The sequence below is a fragment of the Brevundimonas sp. genome, assembly GCF_032055285.1.
In the GTDB taxonomy this organism is placed as follows: Bacteria; Pseudomonadota; Alphaproteobacteria; order Caulobacterales; family Caulobacteraceae; genus Brevundimonas.
The window spans coordinates 56,232-76,901 of sequence record NZ_DAMBRE010000002.1 but is presented as its reverse complement, the minus strand read 5'-3'; the positions used below and the strand labels follow the sequence as shown (position 1 = coordinate 76,901).

Here is a 20,670-nt window from a genome sequence, read left to right as displayed (position 1 = left end):
TAGAGAGCCCGGTTCGCTTCCCGAACGGACCGGCCGTGAGGACTATGCCATGACGCTGGATCGTCGAAGCCTGCTGCGCGGCGCTGTTGTCGGCGGCGGCGTATTGAGCTTGCAGGGCCTTTTACCGGCCTGGGCCCAGACGGGCTCTCCCGGCTTGCGCGCGGATTACCCGACGCTCACGGGGGCCAGCATTGATCTTACGGTCGGACAGTCGCCGTTCACCGTGAACGGCCGGACGGCCGCCGCGACAACGATAAACGGTCAGCTCCCGGCGCCGCTGCTTCGCCTGCGCGAGGGACAGAATGTTCGCCTTGCGGTGTCGAACCAGTTGGACGAGGAGACGTCGATACATTGGCACGGCATCCTCTTGCCGTTCCAGATGGATGGCGTGCCGGGCGTCAGCTTCCCCGGCATCAAGCCGCGCGAAACCTTCGTCTATGAGTTTCCGGTCCGTCAGTCAGGGACCTTCTGGTATCACAGCCATTCGGGTTTGCAGGAGGCCTTGGGCCACTACGGTCCCATCGTCATCGATCCGGCGGGCGTCGATCCGGTCGGCTATGACCGTGAACACGTCCTGGTCCTGTCGGACTGGAGCTTCATGCATCCGCATGAAATCCTGGCCAAGCTGAAGAAGAGCCCGGGCTATTTCAATCGCCACCGGACGACCCTGGCGGGTCTGCTGGACGGATCGGACGGCATGAGCCTCTCCGAGCGCCGGATGTGGGGAGCCATGCGGATGGACCCCCGCGACGTCCTCGACGTCAACGGCACGACCTATACCTATCTGATCAACGGCCACGGCCCGCAGGAGAATTGGACCGGCCTGTTCCGGCCCGGCGAGCGGGTGCGCCTGCGCGTCATCAACGCCTCGGCCATGTCGATCTTCAACGTCCGTATCCCGGGTCTGGCCATGACCGTGGTCCAGGCCGACGGCGAGAATGTCCGCCCGGTCGAGACCGACGAGTTCCAGATCTCGGTGGCCGAGACCTATGACGTCATCGTCCGCCCGCTTGAGGACCGCGCCTACACCATCGTCTCCGAGGCCATTGACCGTTCGGGCATGGGGCGCGCGACCCTGGCGCCGCGCCTGGGCATGACGGCCGAGGTTCCGCCGCTGCGCGAGGTGCCGACCCTGACCATGAAGGACATGGGTATGGACATGGGCGGCATGGATATGGGCGGCATGGGCGGAATGGAGGGGATGGGCGCCGCGCCGATGACCGGAATGGATCACGGCGCCATGCCCGGGATGGACCACGGCGCCGCCGCCCCGGCTGGCGAGGCCATGGCCGCGATGGATCACGGATCCATGGGCGCCATGAACATGCGCGATCCCGCCAATGCGCCGCCCAACATGGCGGTGGGCGTGGGAGTCCAGACCATATCGCCGATGCCGGCGAACCGGCTCGGCGAAAGGCCGCAGGGTCTGGAGAAGGTCGACCACCGGGTGCTGGTCTATACCGACCTCGTGTCGCTGACGCCCAACAAGGACCGACGCGCGCCCAGCCGCTCCATGGAGATCCACCTGACCGGCAATATGGAGCGGTTCATGTGGGGCTTCGACGGCCGAAAATTCAGCGAACTCGTCGAACCGATCCGTTTTGAACGGAATGAACGTGTACGGGTGACCCTGGTGAACGACACCATGATGGCCCACCCCATCCATCTGCACGGGCACTTCTTCGAGCTCGTCACGGGCGGGCCGGACGGGCACCAGCCCCTGAAGCACACCGTCAATGTGGCGCCCGGCGGCAAGCTCAGTTTCGACCTCACGGCCGACAACCCGGGAGACTGGGCCTTCCATTGCCATCTGCTGATGCACATGCACGCCGGCATGTTCAACGTCGTCACCATTCGTCCGATGGAAGGAGCGGCGTCATGATCCGGGTCTCCGTTGCTCTGGTTCCTCTGATCCTGGCGGCCACGCCCGCCCTGGCGCAGACCCATGCCGGACACGGCGCAACCTCGCCGACGCGCCAAGCTTCCCCTCCGACGCAGGGATGCGTCGCAACGGGTTCAGCAGCGACGACGACGGGGCGCGCGGGGATGAGCCAGTCTCCTGTCTCGGCCTGCCCTCCGGGAACCGTACCCGCCCGCGCCGCAGGCGCCGGCCACGACATGTCGACCATGCCAATGGCGCCCGCTCCAGCGGGGCAGGCGGATCCTCACGCCGGTCACGACATGTCGACTATGGGGCGGGCCCAGCCCGCGCCGGCGACGGCGGGACATGACATGTCCATGATGCCGATGGCGCCCGCTCCAGCGGGGCAGACGGATCCCCACGCCAGTCACGACATGTCGACCATGGGACAGGCCCAGCCCGCGCCGCCGACGGCGGGACATGACATGTCGACCATGCCCATGGCGCCCGCTCCAGCGGGGCAGGCGGAGCCTCACGCCGGTCATGACATGTCGACCATGGGGCAGGCCCACCCTGCGCCGGCGAAGGCGGGACATGACATGTCCATGATGCCGATGGCGCCTGCTCCAGCGGGGCAGACGGACCCTCACGCGGGACATGACATGTCGACCATGCCCATGGCGTCGGCTCCAGCGGGGCAGACGGATCCTCATGCGGGACATGACATGGCCGGCATGGCCGGAATGGCCATGCCGCCGGACGTTCCGACAGGCGCGGACAATCCGGGACGCCCGCCTCAGACGCCGCCTCCAGCCGGCGCGCTGGACGGCCCTCCCCATGTGGCGGACCAGATCTTCAGCGCCGGGGACATGGCGGCGGCGCGCAGGGTGCTGCTGGCTGAAAACGGCGACATTCGCGTGGGCGCGGTGATGATCGACCAGTTGGAGGCGACGTCCGTCGACGGCGAGGAGGGCTATGCCTGGGACGCCCAGGGCTGGTACGGCGGGGACATTCATCGCTTCTGGTGGAAGTCGGAAGGCGAGGGCGAGTTCGGCGGAGAGCTCGAAGAGGCTGAGCTCCAGGCGCTCTACAGCCGCGCCTTCACCCCCTATTTCGACTTCCAGACCGGTCTGCGGCAGACCTATCGGCCCGAGGGCGACCGGACTGACCTTGTCGTCGGGGTCCAGGGCCTGGCGCCCTACTGGTTTGAGGTCGACGCCGCAGCCTTCCTGTCCAACAAGGGCGAACTGACGGCGCGCGCCGAGGCCGAATATGATCAGAGGATCACCCAGAAGCTGATCCTTCAGCCTCGCGCCGAGGTGAGCCTCTCTGCGGAGGACATCCCGGAGCTGGGGATCGGGTCAGGCCTGTCCACCCTGCAGGTCGGCGCCCGTCTGCGATATGAGATCCATCGCGAATTCGCGCCCTATGTCGGGGTCGAATGGACCAGGAGCTTTGGCGACACGCGCGATTTCGCCGAAGCGCGAGGGCGAAGCGCCGAAGACACCCGAGTGGTGGTCGGCATCAGGGCCTGGTTCTAGTTTTTTGGAGAAGATGATGAAGATTCAAATCGCCGCGGCGCTGGCGGCTACAGGCCTATTGGCGGCCTGTCAGCCAGCGGCCGAACAGCCCCAACCCAAGGAAGCGATTTCGGTCGCCGGGCCGGCCGCGACCCCAACGGTCCCGGCCGTCGCCCCCACGGAGGTCGCCTCCGCGACCGCACCGACGGGGCAGGCCACGCCCGCCGTTCAGAAGGCGGCCGAACCCGTCAAGGCTACGCCTGCGCGTGAGCGCGGACGTCCGTCCCAGACCCCGAACGTGAGCCCATCGCAAACCAAGCCCCAATCTGCGCCCATGCCGGGCCATGACATGCCGGGCCACGATATGTCGTCCATGCCGGACATGTCCGGCATGGACCACTCTCCGAATTAAGCCCGAACTAAGGAAGACAACCAAGATGCGTAACTTCATTCCCTTCGCGATCGCCGCCGCCATGCTGGTTTCCGCCGGCGCCGCTTCCGCCCAGGCCGCCGATCCCCACGCGGGTCATGGCGCGATGGTTATGGCTGCGCCTGCTTCAGCCGGCGTGGTGACCTCGCCGGCCGACGGCTCCATGTCCTCGAGCGCGCCCACGGCCTTCAGCATCACCTTTCCCCATGCGATGACCTTGAAGTCCCTGACGCTGGCGACGGACGGCGGTCGTCCGGCGGCCGTTCCGGTCCAGGCCGCGGCAGGCACGAAGGCGACAGTCTCCCTGCCTGCGCTTGGAAAGGGCAATCACGTTCTGGCCTGGTCGGCCGAGGGCGCCGACGGCCACGCTATGAGCGGGGTCGCCCGCTTCATGGTCCACTAGAAACTTCCCTCGCTCCGGTCGGTTCGGGCCCGTCATGGCCCGGCCGACTGGAGCTTCCAGAGCGATCTTGACTTGTTGATGCTCTAAGCGTGTAACCTGACCGTGTGATGTGGAACCTTCTCCGCACAGTTCTGCTCGTCTTTGCCCTGGCCGGATTTTTCGGCCAGTCGACGGCTCATGCCATGCCGATCCAGCTGTTTCACAACGCCGGGGTCGGGGCGGAGGCGATGGACTGCGCCGAGACCATGGACATGGCCGGCGACACGACCGGAAATCCCGGCGACTGCTGCAAGGACATGACGCCGGAGTGCGTCGCCAAGATGGGCTGCGCCGCCGTAGCCGCGCCCTTGCCGCCACTGGTCCTGATCCCGCCCCCCGTCGCGCCGCTATTGATCGCCTTCGTGAATTTGAACATCACGCGGGAAGGGGCCGGGCCGGCGCCGCTATTTTCTCCTCCGCAACAGCAGGGCTGAACCGCCCCTTGGTTTGATCGGCCGCGCCCCACGGCGGGTCCTGTCACGCCCATGGAAAGCCATGCCCCCTGCGTCGCGCCGTTCACGGCCGACGCCTGCTGTTCCGAAGGAAGATTTCATGCTCCCCCGTTTCAAACCGGCGGCCAGGGCGACCGTGCTTGCGCTCGCCGCCGCCAGCCTGTCAGGGGCTGCGGCGGCCCGGGCCGAGCCCCTGACGTTCGAGGCCGCCATGGCCCGCGCGGCGTCGGACGCGCCTGATCTGCGCGCCAGCGCCCTTGGCGTCGATGCAGCCCGTGCGGCCGTGGTCGCGGCCGGGCGGCTGCCCGATCCAAGCCTCAAATTCGGACTGGACGGCTTTCCCGTGACCGGGCCCATGGCCGGGCGGTTCGGTGAAGACGACTTCACCGCCCTGCGGGTCGGCGTCGAGCAGGAGCTGCCCAGCCGGGCGCGCCGTCGCGCCGAGCGCGGCCTGGCCGAGGCCGCCATCGGCGTGGCGGTGGCCGACAACGCCACGGCGCTGCGCGAGGTGCGGATCGCGGCGGGCCTGGCCTGGATCGATCTCTATTATTCGGGTCGCAAGCTGGCCGCCGTGGACGAGGTCCTGGCGACGCTTCAACCGCTTTGGGACGCCGCGCCGTCCGGGGTGGCGTCGGGGGCGGATCGTCCGGCCATGGCCCTGGCGCCGATCCAGTTGAAGGCGGCGTTGGACGATCGGCGCAGCCGGCTGGTCGCCGAGAGGGAGGCCGCGCGCGCCGCATTGACCCGCTGGACCGGCGATCCGGCCCCCACAACGGACGGCGCGCCGCCGTCAGATGCGCCGGACCCGTCGGCCTTGCGCATGGGCCTCGAGGACCTGCCCATGCTGAAGGCTTACGAGGCCGAAGACCGGCGGGCTAAGGCCGAACTCGACCTGGCCCGGGCCGGACGGCGTCCGGACTGGTCGGTCGAGGCCAGCTATCAGCGCCGCGACCCCGCGTTCGGCGACATGGTCTCGGTGGGCGCCAGCGTGCGCCTGCCGCTGTTTCAGCGACAACGTCAGGAGCCTTTGATCGCAGCGCGGTCCGCCGACGCGCGGCGGGTCAGCGCCGAACGTGAGGGGACGCGCCGCCAACTGGAGGCGGACCTGCAGCGCGATCTGGCCCAACACGCCATGGACCACGATCAGTGGACCCGGGCGCGCGACATCGTCCTGCCGGCCGTCATGCAACAGTCCGACCTGGAGACCGCCGCCTATGCCGCGGGTCGGATCGGGATCTCCGAAATCGTCCAGGCCTTCACCGCCGTGGCCAACGCCCGGCTGGACGCGCTGGACAAGGAGGCGGCGGTGATGCGCCACGCCGCCGAAATCACCCTGACCTATGGGAGCGGCCGATGAGCGGGTTCAGCTATAATCGTCTCGGCGTCGCCCTGGGCGCTCTGGTGCTGGTGGGGATCGGCGTCGGGACCGGCGTGGTGATCGGTCAGCGATCCAGCGGCCCCGGCGGCGAGGGGGCTCCTGCCGCAGACGAGGCAGGAGGCCGCAAGGTCCTCTACTACTATGACCCGATGTATCCGGATCGAAAGTTCGACAAGCCGGGCCCGTCGCCCTTCATGGACATGCCCCTGGTCGCCAAGTACGCCGACGAGGGCGGGGCTGGCGCAGCGTCCAGCGGCGTGCGTATCGATCCGGCCTTGACCCAGAACCTGGGGGTTCGGTTCGCGACGGCGCGGATGGGAACCCTGGGCGGCGACCTGAACGCCACGGCCGTGATCGACTACAATCAGCGGGATGTGGCGATCGTGCAGTCGCGAGCCGACGGCTTCGTACAGCGGGTCTATGATCGCGCGCCCGGCGATGTGGTCGCTGCGGGCGCGCCCCTGGTCGATCTGCTGGTCCCCAGTTGGGGCGGGGCGCAGACGGAATATCTGGCGGTGCGGCGCACCGGCGACGCCGCCCTGATCCAGGCCGCGCGGCGCCGGCTGGTCCTGATGGGGATGTCCGACGGCCTGATCGCCTCGGTCGAACGCAGCGGGCGGCCGCGCGACACGATCACCATCGCCAGCCCCGTCGCAGGGGCGATCCGCACCCTGGCGGTCCGGCCCGGCATGAGCGTGACGCAAGGCGCCTCCCTGGCCGAGGTCAGCGGCCTGTCGACCGTCTGGCTCAACGCCGCCATCCCCGAAGCCCTCGCCGGACAGCTGCGGGTCGGACAGTCCGTGGAGGCGACCCTGTCGGCCTTCCCGTCCGAACGCTTCACCGGTCGCCTGACCGCCCTGCTGCCGGAGGTGTCGGGCGACAGCCGCACCCTTACGGGCCGTATCGAATTGGCGAACCGGGGCGGGCGTCTGCGGCCGGGCATGTTCGGCCGGGTGGTTTTCGGCGGGGCGACCACGCCTGCGCTTCTGGTGCCGACCGAGGCGGTCATTCGCACCGGTCAGCGCGACATTGTCATGCTGGCCTTGCCCGAGGGGCGCTATCAGCCGGCCCAGGTCCGGGTCGGGCGAGAGGGCGGCGGCCAGACGGAAATCCTGGCGGGTCTGAGCGTCGGAGAGCGGGTCATCGCCTCCGGCCAGTTCCTGATCGATTCCGAGGCCAGCCTGTCGGGCGTGGAGGCGCGGCCCATCGACGGCGCCGCGCTCCCGGCAAATGGGACGGCGAAGATGGAGCCGGGCCGATGATCGCGGGCGTCATCAGAGCCTCGGTCAAGGGGCGGGTCTTCGTCCTGATGGCGGCGCTGGCCCTGCTGGTCGCGGGGCTCTGGGCGGTCAGGAACACCTCGGTCGACGCCTTGCCGGACCTGTCGGACGTCCAGGTCATCATCCGCACCAGCTACCCCGGCCAGGCTCCGCAGATCGTCGAGAACCAGGTCACCTATCCCCTGGCGACCACCATGCTGTCGGTGCCGGGCGCCAGGACCGTGCGCGGCTATTCCTTCTTCGGCGACAGCTATGTCTATGTCCTGTTCGAGGACGGCACCGACCTTTACTGGGCCCGGTCGCGGGTGCTGGAATACCTCAGCCAGGTCCAGTCCAGACTTCCCGACAGCGCCCGCCCCGCGCTCGGCCCCGACGCCACGGGCGTGGGCTGGATCTATGAATACGCCCTGGTCGACCGGAGCGGGCGTCACGACCTGGCGCAGCTTCGCAGCCTGCAGGACTGGTTCCTGCGCTATGAGCTCAAGACCGTGCCGGGGGTGGCCGAGGTCGCGGCCATCGGCGGCATGGTGCGGCAGTATCAGGTCGTCCTGGACCCGATCAAACTGGCCGCTTACGGCGTCATGCACCAGCAGGCGGTCGAGGCCGTCCAGCGCGCCAATGGAGAGACGGGCGGCTCGGTGCTGGAGTTGGCCGAGGCCGAATATATGGTCCGGGCCAACGGCTATCTGACCAATCTGGACGACTTCCGCGCCATACCGATCCGCACCGCGGCCGGCGGCGCGCCCGTGACCTTGGGCGACGTGGCGACCATCCAGATCGGCCCGGAGATGCGGCGTAGCATCGCCGAACTGAACGGCGAGGGCGAGGTGGCCGGCGGGGTGGTGGTGCTGCGCTCGGGCGAGAACGCGCGGGCGACCATCAAGGCCGTGCGCGACAAGCTCCACACCCTGAAGGCCGGCCTGCCTCCGGGCGTGGAGGTCGTCACGACCTACGACCGGTCGCAACTGATCGACCGCGCCGTTTCCAACCTCAGCCACAAGCTGATCGAGGAGTTCATCATCGTCGCGCTCGTCTGCGGCCTGTTCCTGTGGCACGCGCGTTCAGCGCTCGTCGCCATCCTGACCCTGCCGCTGGGGGTGCTGGCGGCCTTTCTGCTGATGCATGCCCAGGGGGTGAACGCCAACATCATGTCGCTGGGCGGGATCGCCATCGCCATCGGGGCCATGGTCGATGGGGCGATCGTCATGATCGAGAACGCCCACAAACATATCGAACGATGGGAGCAGGATCATCCTGGCGAGAAGCTGGCCGGAGAGACGCGCTGGACCGTCATCACCGAGGCGGCGGCCGAGGTCGGCCCGGCGCTGTTCCTCAGCCTCGTGATCATCACCCTGTCCTTCGTGCCGGTCTTTACGCTGCAGGCGCAGGAGGGGCGGCTGTTCGCGCCGCTGGCCTTCACCAAGAGCTACGCCATGGCGGCGGCCGCCATTCTGTCGATCACCCTGGTTCCCGTGCTGATGGGCTATCTGATCCGGGGGCGAATACCCGCCGAGCAGAGCAATCCGATCAATCGCGGACTGACGCGCGCCTATCGTCATCCGCTGGACTGGGTTCTGAAGCGGCCGAGGACCACCCTGGCCATCGCGGCCCTGGCCTTCGCCACCACCGCCTGGCCCCTGAGCCAGCTGGGCGGGGAGTTCATGCCCCCCATGGACGAGGGCGACCTGCTGTATATGCCCTCGGCCCTGCCGGGCCTGTCGACCGCCAAGGCCGCCGAACTTTTGCAGCAGACGGACCGGATGATCCGTTCCGTGCCCGAGGTCGCGACCGTGTTCGGCAAGGCGGGGCGGGCCGAGACGGCGACTGATGCTGCGCCGCTGGAGATGTTCGAGACCACGATCCAGTTCAAGCCGCGCGATCAGTGGCGGCCGGGCATGACGCCGGAGAAACTGGTCGAGGAGCTGGACCGCGTCGTGCGGGCGCCGGGCCTGGCCAATCTCTGGGTGTCTCCGATCCGCAACCGCATCGACATGCTGGCGACCGGGATCAAGAGCCCGATCGGGGTCAAGGTCTCCGGGGCCGACCTTGCCGAGATCGACCGTATCGGCGGCGAGGTGGCGAAGGTCGCCCAGACCGTGCCGGGGGTGACTTCGGCCCTGGCCGAGCGTCTGACCGGCGGGCGCTATGTCGATGTCGACATCGATCGGCAGGCGGCGGGCCGATACGGGCTGAACATCGCCGACGTTCAGTCGATCGTGTCCGGCGCCATCGGCGGCGAGACGATCGGCCAGACGGTCGAAGGCCTGGCCCGCTATCCGATCAATGTGCGCTACCCGCGCGAACTGCGCGACGATCTCGAGCAACTGAGAGCGCTGCCGATCCTGACGCCGTCAGGCCAGCAGATCACCCTGGGCACAGTGGCGAAACTCGAGATCGCCGACGGACCGCCCATGCTGAAGTCCGAGAACGGCCGCCCCTCGACCTGGGTCTATGTCGATGTGCGGGGGCGCGACCTGGCCTCCGTCGTCGCCGATCTGAAAAGAGCTGTGGCCCGGGACGTGCGTCTGAACCCGGGTGTCACAATCGCCTATTCGGGACAGTACGAATATCTGGAGCGGGCGGCGAACCGCCTCAAGATCGTGGCCCCTGCCACGCTCGTGATCATCTTCATCCTGCTGTATCTGACCTTCGGTCGTTTCGACGAGGCGCTGCTGATCATGGCCTCCTTGCCCTTCGCCCTGACCGGCGGAATCTGGATGCTCTACCTGCTGGGCTATCACCAGTCGGTGGCGACCGGCGTCGGCTTCATCGCCCTGGCCGGCCTTTCTGCCGAGTTCGGCGTGGTCATGCTGATCTACCTCAAGCAGGCGCTGAGGGATCGGGGGCCGAGCCCCGATCGCAATCAGGTGGAGGCGGCGGTCCGGGAGGGAGCCTTGCTTCGGGTGAGACCCAAGGCCATGACGGTCGCCGTCATCATCGCCGGCCTGTTGCCGATCCTGATCGGTCACGGCGCCGGATCGGAAATCATGAGCCGCATCGCCGCGCCGGTCATCGGCGGCATGCTGACCGCGCCCCTGCTGTCCATGCTGGTGATCCCGGCCGGATACCTCCTGCTTCGCCGTCGAAAGCTTCCATCCCCCACGTTCAACCCTGGAGAACCCAAATGAAACACGCCCTCATTCTCTCGGCCGGCCTGGCCGTCAGCCTCGCAGCCTGCAACCAGAAAACGGAACCCGCGCCGGTCGAGGTGCCGGCCGCCGCTCCGGCGACCGCCGGCGACATGGCCGCCACGCCCATGGCGCCGGCCGAAACCGTCAAGTCGGGCGTCGGAACGGGCGTGATCACCAAGGTCGATGCGACGACGGGCTCGGTCACGATCGATCACGGTCCGATCCCGGGCGTCGACTGGCCCGCCATGACCATGAGCTTCAAGGCGGCCCCGGCCGTGATGGAGAAGGCCAAGGTCGGCGAGCGCGTCCAGTTCGACGTGACCGTGCGCGGTCGCGAATCCGAAGTGACCGCGATCCGGCCCGAATAGGCCGATCATCCCGACGAGGCGGGGATCGGCGCAGGCCGATGTCGAGGCCGTTCTGCGTCCCGACCAGGCATAAAGAGAGGCTCCGCCGCACAATCGGCGGGGCCTTTGCCTTGTTAGCGACGAACCGGGTTCGCGCCTTCGAAGGTCATGAAAGGGGCGGGGGCGCCGCTGCCGAAGCGCATGACGCCGTAGGTTCGGGGGCGTAGCCGGGCGCCTCCATGCCGCGCGAGGCGCCGAACAGGAGCCGAAAAGGCTGAAAACTCGCCGCGCGCCCTCTGGGGGCGCGCGGCCTTTTCGCGGAACCACATAGTTGCGAAAGGAGCTTGAGTTTCGGCGTCACGAAACGAGCCCATAGGCAGGGAGCAATGATGCTGGACCTACTCGTGACGACACGATCGCACGTCGTTTTCACCTTCCCCTACTGTATCGGACACTCGGCTTCGAAACACGCAGGTCGCTCGCGCCGAGATATTTGGCGCGGGACGGTTTCAGTTTTCGCCATCTTTGACTCGCGCTCGGCCCTTTTGAAGGCGCAGGGTCAACGGCCGCTTTCGTCACGACCCACTGCAGCCTCGAAGGTCAAAGACGCGTTGTTGGTGACGAAGCGTCCACCCCTCTCCGTCGGTGCATCCAGCGTCGCGGCGACCAACATGACAGGACCGGTTACGCCGTCCGGAATCCGTAGCCGGCCCTCTGCGTCGGTTTGAACCGCGCGCCTTTCGTCCTGTCCAAACCTGATCGTGACGGGTTGCGCCGGTATTGGATGCCCATTTCTGACCAGTTGGAAGGTCGCAGGACTATTCTGGCCAGCCACGAACTCGGGGAGAAACTCGACCTCTAGCCCCGTCGCTCCCCCCGCCGTCGGGGTGCAGGTCTGGAAGCAGACGAGCGTCTTGGCCAGCCGGCGCGATCTCACTTCAAGCGGCGCGCCTTCAGGCAGCAGTCGGCGCACTGTCGCTACATCCTCGGCCTTGAAGGGGTGCTCCTCCAGATAGGTGTCGACCTGGTCAGGCCGCCAGGTGGATTCGCCCCAGATCGTCAGAAGCGTCACGGTCGCCATCCCCTGGGCGTCACTGGACACCGCCAGGCGCAGGGACTTGGCTTGGGCCCCGACGGTTACGGCCGCCGGACGACCATCGACCACCGCCCGGACCTCGGCGACGCGGCTGCGGGGCGAACCCACGTTGAGGGCAGGGAAGTCCGACGACGAGGTTGCGTGGACAATGAGCGGGTGTCCCATCGGCCCGACGAAACGCTCCGGCGCCAGGAAGAAGTCGTGGGCGGCGGCCGCCCCGGCGAACAGGCTCAGGCCCGAGACCATAGCCACCATCAGATTCGTTCTCATGTCGTGTATTCTTCTCTTGATCTGTTGTTTCGCCGGTGTCTGCGCCGGCCGATATCGTTTGAGTGTCCTGGCGCCCCCTTAGCCTTGCAGCGGCGAGGGGGCGCCTTCAGCGGACCTAGAAGCGCGCGGTCAGTCCGAGGTAATATCGGCGACCGATCAGGTCGTAGCTCGAGGGATCGGTGTTGGCGGCGATCGCGGGTGCATAGACCGGTGGTTGTTCGTCTGTCAGATTGTTGACGCCAGCCCGCAGCGAGACGACCTCGTTCACTTTGAAACCGGCATTGAGGTCGATGTAGTGGATGGCGTCGACAACCTGGCTTCGGTTGTTGAAATTCTCGACTGATCCTTGGTAGCGCCACCGCAGGCCGACGTTCCACGGGTCCTGACTCCAGTTCAGCGTGGAAAAGACCTTCCACTCGGGTAGGGTCAGGCCGAAGCTGTTTGAGATCGTGCCTTTGCGATCCGTGAAGGCGCCGCCCGGAATGTCCTGCCGCTCCCATTTCAGGAGCTTCGTGCCGGTGACGTTCAGGGCCAGGCTTCCCCAATCCGGCGCGCCGAGATCGACCAGGTCGATTCGCCAATCGACTTGGAAGTCGATGCCCTTGGTCTCCAGCGTGCCGAGGTTGGCGTTGGTCTCGAAGGTATTGGTGATCTGTCCCGAGTTCGGATCTCGGCTGAACATGCGGCAGAAGATGTTGTTCGGATCGTAGGTCGGATTGGACGCGCCGTCCTGATTGTAGCAGCGACGCAGTTGTTCAGTCGTCGATACCGTGCCGACCACCTTCTCGATCGTGATATCGTAGTAGTCGATAGATCCGGACACCCGGCTGAGCCACGGGGCCGCAAACGGCGACTGCCAGGTGGCGCCCACGGTGAAGGAATCTGCGGTCTCCTCCTCCAGCATCGGGTTGCCCCCGGTGACCCCAGAGACCTGAGAGTTGGAGAAGGTGTAGGAATCGATCACCTGAGTCGGGACATTCTGCGCCAGGCACAGGGTTCGCACCGCATTGGCGTTTGCCGCGCCCGGCGTGCGATACGCGCCGCGAATATCGCAGGGATCCCCGGAGAACTGGCGCGCGCCGGTCGAGGAAACCGGCACCCCGATCGACGGGAAGCTCAGATTCTGCGCTGCGAACAGCTCGCCGATAGAGGGCGCGCGGACCGCGCGCTGAACGCCGCCGCGGAAGCGTAGCCCGTTGAGCGCTTCCCAGCTGAGATCGGCCTTGTAGGATCCGACCCTTCCGATCGTTTCGTAGTCCGAGACGCGGTAGCCGAGATTTGTCTCCAGACTGCGCACAAACGGCAGATTGCTAAGCAACGGGATCAGGACCTCGCCGTAGAGCTCCGACACTTGATCCGACCCCGATAGCGGCTGGCCGGAGTTGCCGGCCAGCTCAGGCCCGGTGACGCCGTTGAGGGTGAATGTGCTGAGCAGCAGGTTATCGGGCGAAAAGTTGTAGTTCTGCTCGCGGTAGGCTGCGCCGACGGCCGCGCGGACCTCGCCGGCGGGCAGGGTGAACAGGCCGCCTTGCAGGTTCAGTTCAGCGACGCTCTGGTCGTTCGTGGTCACATTTTTGGCCACCCGGCCGACATAGGCGATGCAGGCCGCGCTCATTGGGTTGACGCCGAAGGGATTGAAACCGCCGGCGCAGATCGACGCCCCGCCGTCGGGGGCGTCCAGGAGCCGCTGCAGCGCCGAGCGAGCGAGGTAGCCGGTGTAGACGGTGCCGTTGTTCACTCGGCCATAGGAAACATAGGCGTCGTAGGTCCAGTCGCGGAGGCCGACGAGGTCACCGCGTATGCCCGTGTTGATCTGATAGACGTTGTAGTCCTCGGACTGGCGTCGCGGGCCGAGTTCGTTGAAGCGCTTGTCGAGGCGGAAGCTTCCGGCCGGGTTCGGGCGGGAGTCCAGGACGCTGCGCAGCTCGGCGGGAATGAACGGGTTGGTCGATGGAATGCGGAACCCGGTGGTCGGTCCGGTGGCCGGGTTGGAGGCCAACTGATTGCCGGCTTCGTACTGGGAGAACAGGAAGTCGGCGTATAGCTCCACCGCAGAGTTGATCTCGTAGTCCGCCGCCGCATACACATTGTACCGCTTCTGCGGGATGATCATGTAATTGCGGTCGACGGTGCTGTAGGCGAAGTCCGTCTGCTGGAGCGGACCGGGCGTGCGGAAGCCTTCGTAATCGACGCCGCCTGGGCTGACGTAGTCGCGCGCGCCCCGATAGGTGAACAGGGTCCCATTGTTGTTGAAGCCGAAAGTGTCGCCCCGGGCGGCGCCGGGGACGGCGGCGTTGACAGCGGCGGCCGTCGGCAGGTTGGTGGCGTCGAACACGGTCGAGCCTAAGGGCGACGTGCCGGCAAAGCCCCCGATCAGCGAAAAGGCGCGACTGGCGTTGAGGACGGAGGCGCGGTTTGAATAGCTGGCCGACAACACCGCATGTCCGCGGCCATCGGCGATGTCGCCGCCCAGGGTCAGGCTGACCGCTTCGGTCGAGGCGTCGCCCCGGTCCGAGGATCCATACTGGGCGTCGAACTGCAGGCCTTCGAAGTTTCCATCGAGCAGGAAGTTGAGCACGCCGCCGACGGCGTCCGATCCATAGGTCGAAGAGGCGCCGCCAGTAATCGTCTCGATACTGGAGATGAGCGGCGTCGGCAGCAGATTGAGATCGACGACGGACGAAGCGTTGGACGGAACTATGCGGCGGCCATTCAGCAGCACCAAGGTGCGGGTCGAGCCCAGTCCGCGGAGCTGGACGTTCGCCTGGCCGGCCAGGTTCGGACTGTTCGACGCGGCGTTGCCCAGAGCGGTGAACTGCGGAAGATCGTTGATCAGACTTTCGATATTGACCGACCCCGTCGCCTTAAAGTCTTCCTGGGTCATGGTCACGATCGGGCTGTTGGCGCTGTAGTCTTGGCGCGCGATACGAGAGCCGGTGACGACGATTGTGTCTATTTCAACGGCAGCGTCTGACGATTGAGGAGCGGCCGGAGTTTGGATCTGGGCGGCGGCAGGCAAGGCCGGCAATGTGGCGGCGGCGATCACCAGGCCCGAAAGGACTGAAGACGTGACGAGCTGGCTTCTGAAAGAGATGTTGGCCAAAGGCTTTTTCCCGCTAATTTTTTGGCCGAAATGCGGCCCCCTATTTCGACTTACGCAGCGCGGCGAGCTCCCCCCTCGGCGCCGACACGATTTTTTTACAGGCCGCGCGAGATCTGCCCGTGCGAAAGCCGTGGTTCCCTCGAGTGCTGGAACGCAAGTGGCCGCGCCCTTTCGCGTGACGGTTTCCGGCCCGAATGCTTGCTGGAGGTGCTGGTCGAGGTGATCCGGGAGACGTTCGACGATGCGATTTCAACATGCCGCGCAGAGCCCTGGAGAAGGGTAGAATCCTCAAGGTCCTTCTTTACGGGTCATATGCGCGAAGCGACTGGGGCCACGACCTGGACGGCTGTTACTGCTCGGGCTTCGTCCTACTGGTCGTCGCCGACCACGAAGATCTACCTATGGCGCGTTCTGGCTACACGCGACCAACCGAAACGATGCCGGGCGAAGGCGAAATCCGCGAGGTCGGCGAGGGCATCCAGTTTGATGGGACTGTGCGCGGTCGCGAACCCGAAGTGACTGCGATCCGGCCTGAGTAGGCCGGACATTCCGGTTGAGCGGGCGATCAAGCGCGTCTTTCACCTGGTCGAGGTCGATGGCTCAATTGCATCTAACCCTAAAGGCTCCCCCTGGAGAGGGCGCCGCAGGCGATGGTCTGGTCCGCGATGGGAGATACGAAAAGGCCCCGCCGGCTAGCCGGCGGGGCCATCTGTCATAGCGGAGCAGGGGGGCTAGCGGACGGGCGTCGCGCCTTCGAAGGTCATGAAGCGGGCGGGCTGGCCCGCGTCGAAGCGCATGACGTCATAGCGTTCGGGGGCGTAGCCGGGGGCTTCCATGCCGGGCGAGCCGGTGGGCATGCCGCCGACGCCGATGCCGCGCGAGGCACCGGGCGATTTCAGGAAGGCGTTGACGGCGGCGGCGGGGACGTGGCCCTCGATCACCTTGCCGTCGACGACGGCCGTATGGCAGCTCCAGAGGGCTTCCGGCACGCCCAGGCGGGCTTTCACCGGCGCCAGGTCGTCAGTGGGGACGACGCGGATCGTATAGCCGGCCTTGCGCATATGCTCGACCCAGCCGCCGCAGCAGCCGCAGGAATCGCTCTTGTAGACGGTCATGTCCGAGGCATGGGCCACGGTCGGCAGGCCGTTCAGCAGGAAGCCCGCGCCGCCGAGGATGGCGACGCCGGCGGCGAGGGCGGAAAGCTTGAGCTTGTTCATGGTCAGGCGGCCTCGGCCGGATAGCCGGCGGCGTCCAGCGCGGTCAGCAGGGTTTGACGGTCGGCGGCAGTCGTCACCTCGACGCGGCGGGCCTCGATGTCGGCCTTGACGGCGGCGGAGGCGTCCACGGCGTGGATGGCCTTCTCGACGCCGGCGGCGCAGCCGCCGCAGCGCATCTTGGGAATGTGGAGCACCTGTAGATCGGAAGTCCCGGGAACATGGGCGGACATGGGCGAACCTTTCAAAAATGAACGCCTGCCGGTTCTAATCCTTACCCTTATGGGAAGGTCAACGGCTGGAACCATGATTTTTAGTATGGGTTAGCTGGGGGACCTGACGCGCTGCGTGTGCAGGGAAATCGAATCTGGACGTAGGAGACGCGACGTGAACAAGGGTCAATACCGGTCGTTCGGGATCGAGCTGGTTCTCGATTTCATCGTCATGTATCTCGTCATGTATACAATGATCGCCACGCTGGATCATTTCTACCTCAACCTCAACAACGTCTACATGACGCTCATGATGGTCACCCCCATGGCGATCCTCATGCTCTGGTTCATGCGGTCCATGTACCCCTCGCGAAAGCTGAATCTGGCGATCGTCGGCGGCGCCGCGGCGGCGTTCGTCCTCGCCTTTGTCGGCATGCGGACCCAGGCGGGGGTGGGCGACAAGGAGTTCCTCCGGTCCATGATCCCGCATCATTCCGGCGCGATTCTGATGTGCGAGCAGGCCTCGATCCGCGATCCGGAGATTATCGCCCTGTGCGATCGGATCATCCGGGCCCAGGACGATGAGATCGCTCAGATGCAGGCGATCCTGAAGCGCCTCTAGGCGGCTGCGTTCGTCGTCGAGAAGGGACAGCGACGCTCCTGACGCGGGCCGCCGCAAGGGTTTGGGGCCTGGGTGCTCCGGCGTCTCCACATATGACCCCCTTGAATTCTTCTGAAGCGAACTTCGCAAGCGCTTGTGTGGCGACCTGTCGCAAGGGATGGAGCGTGCGGGTGCGTAATACCCTGTGAAGCTCACGCCGAAGTCGTCGGTCGTGAAGTGCGTTCAAGGAAGGATGATCCATCATATGTCGAGCATGGCTCTCGATCGCAGGTCCCTGTTGCGGGGCGCAGCCGTTAGCGGCGGACTACTGGGCCTCTCCGGCCTGATGCCGGCCTGGGCCCAGACGGGTTCCCCGGGACTGCGCGCCGATCTGCCGACGCTGACGGGACCCAACATCGACCTGACCGTTGGAGACGCCAGCTTCACCGTCGGCGGGCGCACGGGCCACGCCTTCATGATCAACGGCCTGCTGCCTGCGCCCCTGCTGCGGATGCGTGAGGGCCAGAACGTGCGCCTGTCGGTGACCAATACCCTGGACGAGGACACCTCGATCCACTGGCACGGCCTGTTGCTGCCCTTCCAGATGGACGGCGTGCCGGGCGTCAGCTTCCCCGGCATCAAGCCGCGCGAGACCTTTGTCTATGAGTTCCCGCTGAAGCAGTCGGGCACATACTGGTATCACAGCCATTCGGGCCTGCAGGAGGCCATGGGCCACTACGGCCCCATCGTCATCGACCCGGCGGGCGTCGATCCGGTCGGCTATGACCGCGAGCATGTTCTGGTCCTGTCGGACTGGAGCTTCATGCATCCGCACGAAATCCTGGCCAAGCTGAAGAAGAGCCCCGGCTACTTCAACATGCAGAAGACCACCCTGGCGGGCCTGCTGGACGGATCGGACGGCATGAGTCTGGCCGAGCGCCGGATGTGGGGCGGGATGCGCATGGACCCGCGCGACATCCTCGACGTCAACGGCACGACCTATACCTATCTGGTCAACGGCCACGGACCCGAAGAGAACTGGACCGGCCTGTTCCGGCCCGGCGAGCGGGTGCGCCTGCGCGTCATCAACGCCTCGGCCATGTCGATCTTCAACGTCCGCATTCCGGGTCTGGCCATGACCGTGGTGCAGGCCGACGGCGAGCACGTCCGCCCGGTCGAGGTGGACGAATTCCAGATCTCGGTCGCCGAGACCTATGACGTCATCGTTCGCCCGACCGAGGACCGGGCCTACACCATCGTGTCCGAAGCCATCGACCGTTCGGGCATGGGCCGTGCGACCCTGGCCCCGCGTCTGGGCATGACGGCCGAGGTGCCGCCGCTGCGCAAGGTGCCGAACCTGACCATGGCCGATATGGGCATGGGGGGCATGGATCACGGCTCGATGGCCGGGATGGATCATTCGGCGCACGGAGCCGCGGGGGGCGCTGCCGCCGGGGCCGCAGCCGCCGCGCCGATGGACCACGGCGCCATGAGCATGCGCGACCCCAACAACGCTCCCGCCGACATGGCGGTCGGCGTCGGGGTGGACGCCATCGCGCCCGCGCCCGCCAACCGTCTGGGCGAACGGCCGCAGGGGCTTCAGGACGTCGATCACCGGGTGCTGGTCTATACCGACCTGCGCTCGCTGACGCCCAATACGGACACCCGCCCGCCGTCACGGTCGATGGAAATCCACCTGACCGGCAATATGGAACGGTTCATGTGGGGCTTTGACGGGCGCAAGTTCTCGGAGCTGGTCGAGCCGATCCGCTTCGAGCTGAACGAGCGGGTCCGCGTCACCCTGGTCAACGACACCATGATGGCCCACCCGATCCACCTGCACGGCCACTTCTTCGAGCTGGTCAACGGTCACGACGGCTATCAGCCGCTGAAGCACACGGTCAATGTGGCGCCGGGGGGCAAGGTCACCTTCGACCTGACCGCCAATGCGCCGGGCGACTGGGCCTTCCACTGTCACCTGCTGATGCACATGCATGCAGGGATGTTCAACGTCGTCACGGTTCGTCCGCTGGAAGGAGCCGCCCGATGAGCCGCGCCCTGTTCGCCGCTGTCGCGGTCCTGCCCCTGATGCTGGCCGCCGGCGCCGCCGTCGCCCAGAGCCATGGGGGACATGCGGGCCACGGCGCCCAAGCTGCACCCGCCCGTCCGCCGCAAGCTCGCCCGACTCCTGCGTCCAAGCCCAAGCCGCGTGCCGCCGCCCCCAGACGCGCCACGCCGCCGGCCTCGGCTCAGGCACCCGCCGCCGACCCTCATGCGGGTCACGACATGAGCTCCGCCCCGGCGGCTGCAGCCGACCCGCACGCTGGCCATGATATGAGCGGGATGCAGACGGCTCCGGCCACGGCGCCCGCTGCCGATCCTCATGCGGGTCACGACATGAGCGCCATGCAGACATCTCCGGCTCAGCCCGGCGTCTCCGATCCTCATGCGGGCCACGACATGAGCGCGGTTCCGCCGGCAGCAGACCCCCACGCCGGGCACGACATGTCGGCCATGGCGGGCGGCGCGCCCAACATCCCGACCAGCGTGGACGCTGTCGGGGGGCGGATGGTCGAGACGCCGCCGCCGGCTGCGGCTCGCGCCGCGCCCGCCCATGCGGCGGACCTGTTGTTCGACCCGGTCGTCATGGCGGCGTCGCGCAAGCAACTGCTGGTCGAGAACGGCGACATCCGCTCGACCGCCGTGTTGATCGACTCCATCGAGGCCAGCTTCGGCGACGGCGAGGAAACCTACAGCTGGAACGCCCAGGGCTGGACCGGCGGCGACATCAACCGCTTCTGGTGGAAGACCGAGGGCGAGGGCGAGTTCGGCGGCCGGTTGCACGAGGCCGAGGTCCAGGCCCTCTACAGCCGCGCCGTCGCCCCCTTCTGGGACGTTCAGGCGGGCGTGCGTCAGGACTTCCGCCCCGACGGCGAGGACACCACCCACCTTACCGTCGGCGTCCAGGGCGTGGCCCCCTACTGGTTCGAGATGGGGGCCGCCGCCTTCCTGTCGACCGAGGGCGATCTGACCGCCCGCGTGGAGGCCGAATACGACCAGCGCATCACCCAGAAGTGGATCCTGCAGCCGGCGGTCGAAGTGGCCCTTTCGGCCAGCGACATCCCCGAGCTGGAGATCGGTTCGGGCCTGACGTCCGTCACGGCGGGTCTTCGCCTGCGCTACGAAATCCGCAAGGAGTTCGCGCCCTACGTCGGGGTCGAGTGGAGCCGGTCGCTGGGCGACACCGCCGATTACGCCAAGGCGCGCGGCGAGGATCCCGAAGATTTCCGCCTGGTCGTCGGGATCAAGGCCTGGTTCTGATCGCACCGAAAA

The 20,670-nt window shown here is 66.8% G+C and carries 16 protein-coding genes; 12 read left to right on the top strand and 4 right to left on the bottom strand.

All coding sequences use genetic code 11. From position 1 onward, the window contains the following. The first annotated feature begins 49 nt into the window (after positions 1-49). The 9 genes from RTY13_RS05895 to RTY13_RS05855 all read left to right on the top strand — a co-directional run bounded on the left by RTY13_RS05895 (position 50) and on the right by RTY13_RS05855 (position 10,862). Positions 50-1,882 carry a copper resistance system multicopper oxidase gene (locus tag RTY13_RS05895; protein ID WP_178828402.1) on the top strand — a complete coding sequence of 611 codons (1,833 nt, stop codon included), beginning with the start codon at positions 50-52 and terminating at the stop codon, positions 1,880-1,882. Positions 1,883-2,181: 299 nt separating this feature from the next. Continuing rightward, the gene (locus tag RTY13_RS05890; RefSeq protein WP_207827421.1) at positions 2,182-3,402 is read left to right on the top strand and encodes a copper resistance protein B; all 1,221 of its coding nucleotides are present in this window, start codon (positions 2,182-2,184) and stop codon (positions 3,400-3,402) included. A gap of 16 nt (positions 3,403-3,418) precedes the next feature. Continuing rightward, positions 3,419-3,793, top strand: coding sequence for a hypothetical protein (locus tag RTY13_RS05885; protein WP_178828400.1), 375 nt, complete (start codon positions 3,419-3,421; stop codon positions 3,791-3,793). A 25-nt stretch (positions 3,794-3,818) separates the two neighbouring features. Further along, entirely contained in the window at positions 3,819-4,214 is a 396-nt protein-coding gene (locus tag RTY13_RS05880; protein WP_178828398.1) for a copper resistance protein CopC, read from the top strand. Between the two features lie 107 nt (positions 4,215-4,321). Beyond that, complete coding sequence (locus RTY13_RS05875) at positions 4,322-4,687, top strand: hypothetical protein (RefSeq protein WP_178828396.1); 366 nt, start codon at positions 4,322-4,324, stop codon at positions 4,685-4,687. Positions 4,688-4,805: 118 nt separating this feature from the next. After that, positions 4,806-6,062, top strand: a complete 1,257-nt coding sequence (locus tag RTY13_RS05870) for a TolC family protein (RefSeq protein WP_178828394.1) — start codon at positions 4,806-4,808, stop codon at positions 6,060-6,062. Beyond that, a complete protein-coding gene (locus tag RTY13_RS05865; protein WP_178828392.1) occupies positions 6,059-7,345 on the top strand; it encodes an efflux RND transporter periplasmic adaptor subunit in 1,287 nt (428 codons plus the stop codon). Before RTY13_RS05870 ends, RTY13_RS05865 begins: the two co-directional genes overlap by 4 nt. After that, a complete protein-coding gene (locus tag RTY13_RS05860) occupies positions 7,342-10,491 on the top strand; it encodes an efflux RND transporter permease subunit (RefSeq protein ID WP_207826219.1) in 3,150 nt (1,049 codons plus the stop codon). The genes RTY13_RS05865 and RTY13_RS05860 overlap by 4 nt, the downstream gene beginning before the upstream one ends. Continuing rightward, positions 10,488-10,862: a copper-binding protein gene (locus RTY13_RS05855; RefSeq protein ID WP_207826221.1), complete on the top strand. Its 375-nt coding sequence runs from the start codon at positions 10,488-10,490 to the stop codon at positions 10,860-10,862. Before RTY13_RS05860 ends, RTY13_RS05855 begins: the two co-directional genes overlap by 4 nt. 538 nt (positions 10,863-11,400) lie before the next feature. Here the strand turns inward: RTY13_RS05855 and RTY13_RS05850 are convergent. The 4 genes from RTY13_RS05850 to RTY13_RS05835 all read right to left on the bottom strand — a co-directional run bounded on the left by RTY13_RS05850 (position 11,401) and on the right by RTY13_RS05835 (position 16,721). Continuing rightward, positions 11,401-12,207, bottom strand: coding sequence for a DUF4198 domain-containing protein (locus RTY13_RS05850; RefSeq protein WP_225910415.1), 807 nt, complete (start codon positions 12,205-12,207; stop codon positions 11,401-11,403). A gap of 115 nt (positions 12,208-12,322) precedes the next feature. Continuing rightward, a complete protein-coding gene (locus RTY13_RS05845; RefSeq protein ID WP_312781874.1) occupies positions 12,323-15,310 on the bottom strand; it encodes a TonB-dependent receptor domain-containing protein in 2,988 nt (995 codons plus the stop codon). 731 nt (positions 15,311-16,041) lie between these two features. Further along, positions 16,042-16,527 carry a DUF411 domain-containing protein gene (locus RTY13_RS05840; RefSeq protein ID WP_178828382.1) on the bottom strand — a complete coding sequence of 162 codons (486 nt, stop codon included), beginning with the start codon at positions 16,525-16,527 and terminating at the stop codon, positions 16,042-16,044. Positions 16,528-16,529: 2 nt separating this feature from the next. Further along, a complete protein-coding gene (locus RTY13_RS05835; RefSeq protein WP_225910416.1) occupies positions 16,530-16,721 on the bottom strand; it encodes a heavy-metal-associated domain-containing protein in 192 nt (63 codons plus the stop codon). A 190-nt stretch (positions 16,722-16,911) separates the two neighbouring features. Between RTY13_RS05835 and RTY13_RS05830 the strand changes: the two genes are divergently transcribed. From RTY13_RS05830 to RTY13_RS05820, 3 genes are all read left to right on the top strand, one after another. Beyond that, entirely contained in the window at positions 16,912-17,358 is a 447-nt protein-coding gene (locus tag RTY13_RS05830; RefSeq protein ID WP_207826225.1) for a DUF305 domain-containing protein, read from the top strand. Positions 17,359-17,602: 244 nt separating this feature from the next. After that, positions 17,603-19,387: a copper resistance system multicopper oxidase gene (locus RTY13_RS05825; protein ID WP_409450284.1), complete on the top strand. Its 1,785-nt coding sequence runs from the start codon at positions 17,603-17,605 to the stop codon at positions 19,385-19,387. Next, on the top strand, positions 19,384-20,658 hold the full coding sequence (locus RTY13_RS05820) for a copper resistance protein B (protein WP_178828378.1): 1,275 nt from the start codon (positions 19,384-19,386) through the stop codon (positions 20,656-20,658). Before RTY13_RS05825 ends, RTY13_RS05820 begins: the two co-directional genes overlap by 4 nt. The last annotated feature ends 12 nt before the right edge of the window (positions 20,659-20,670 follow it).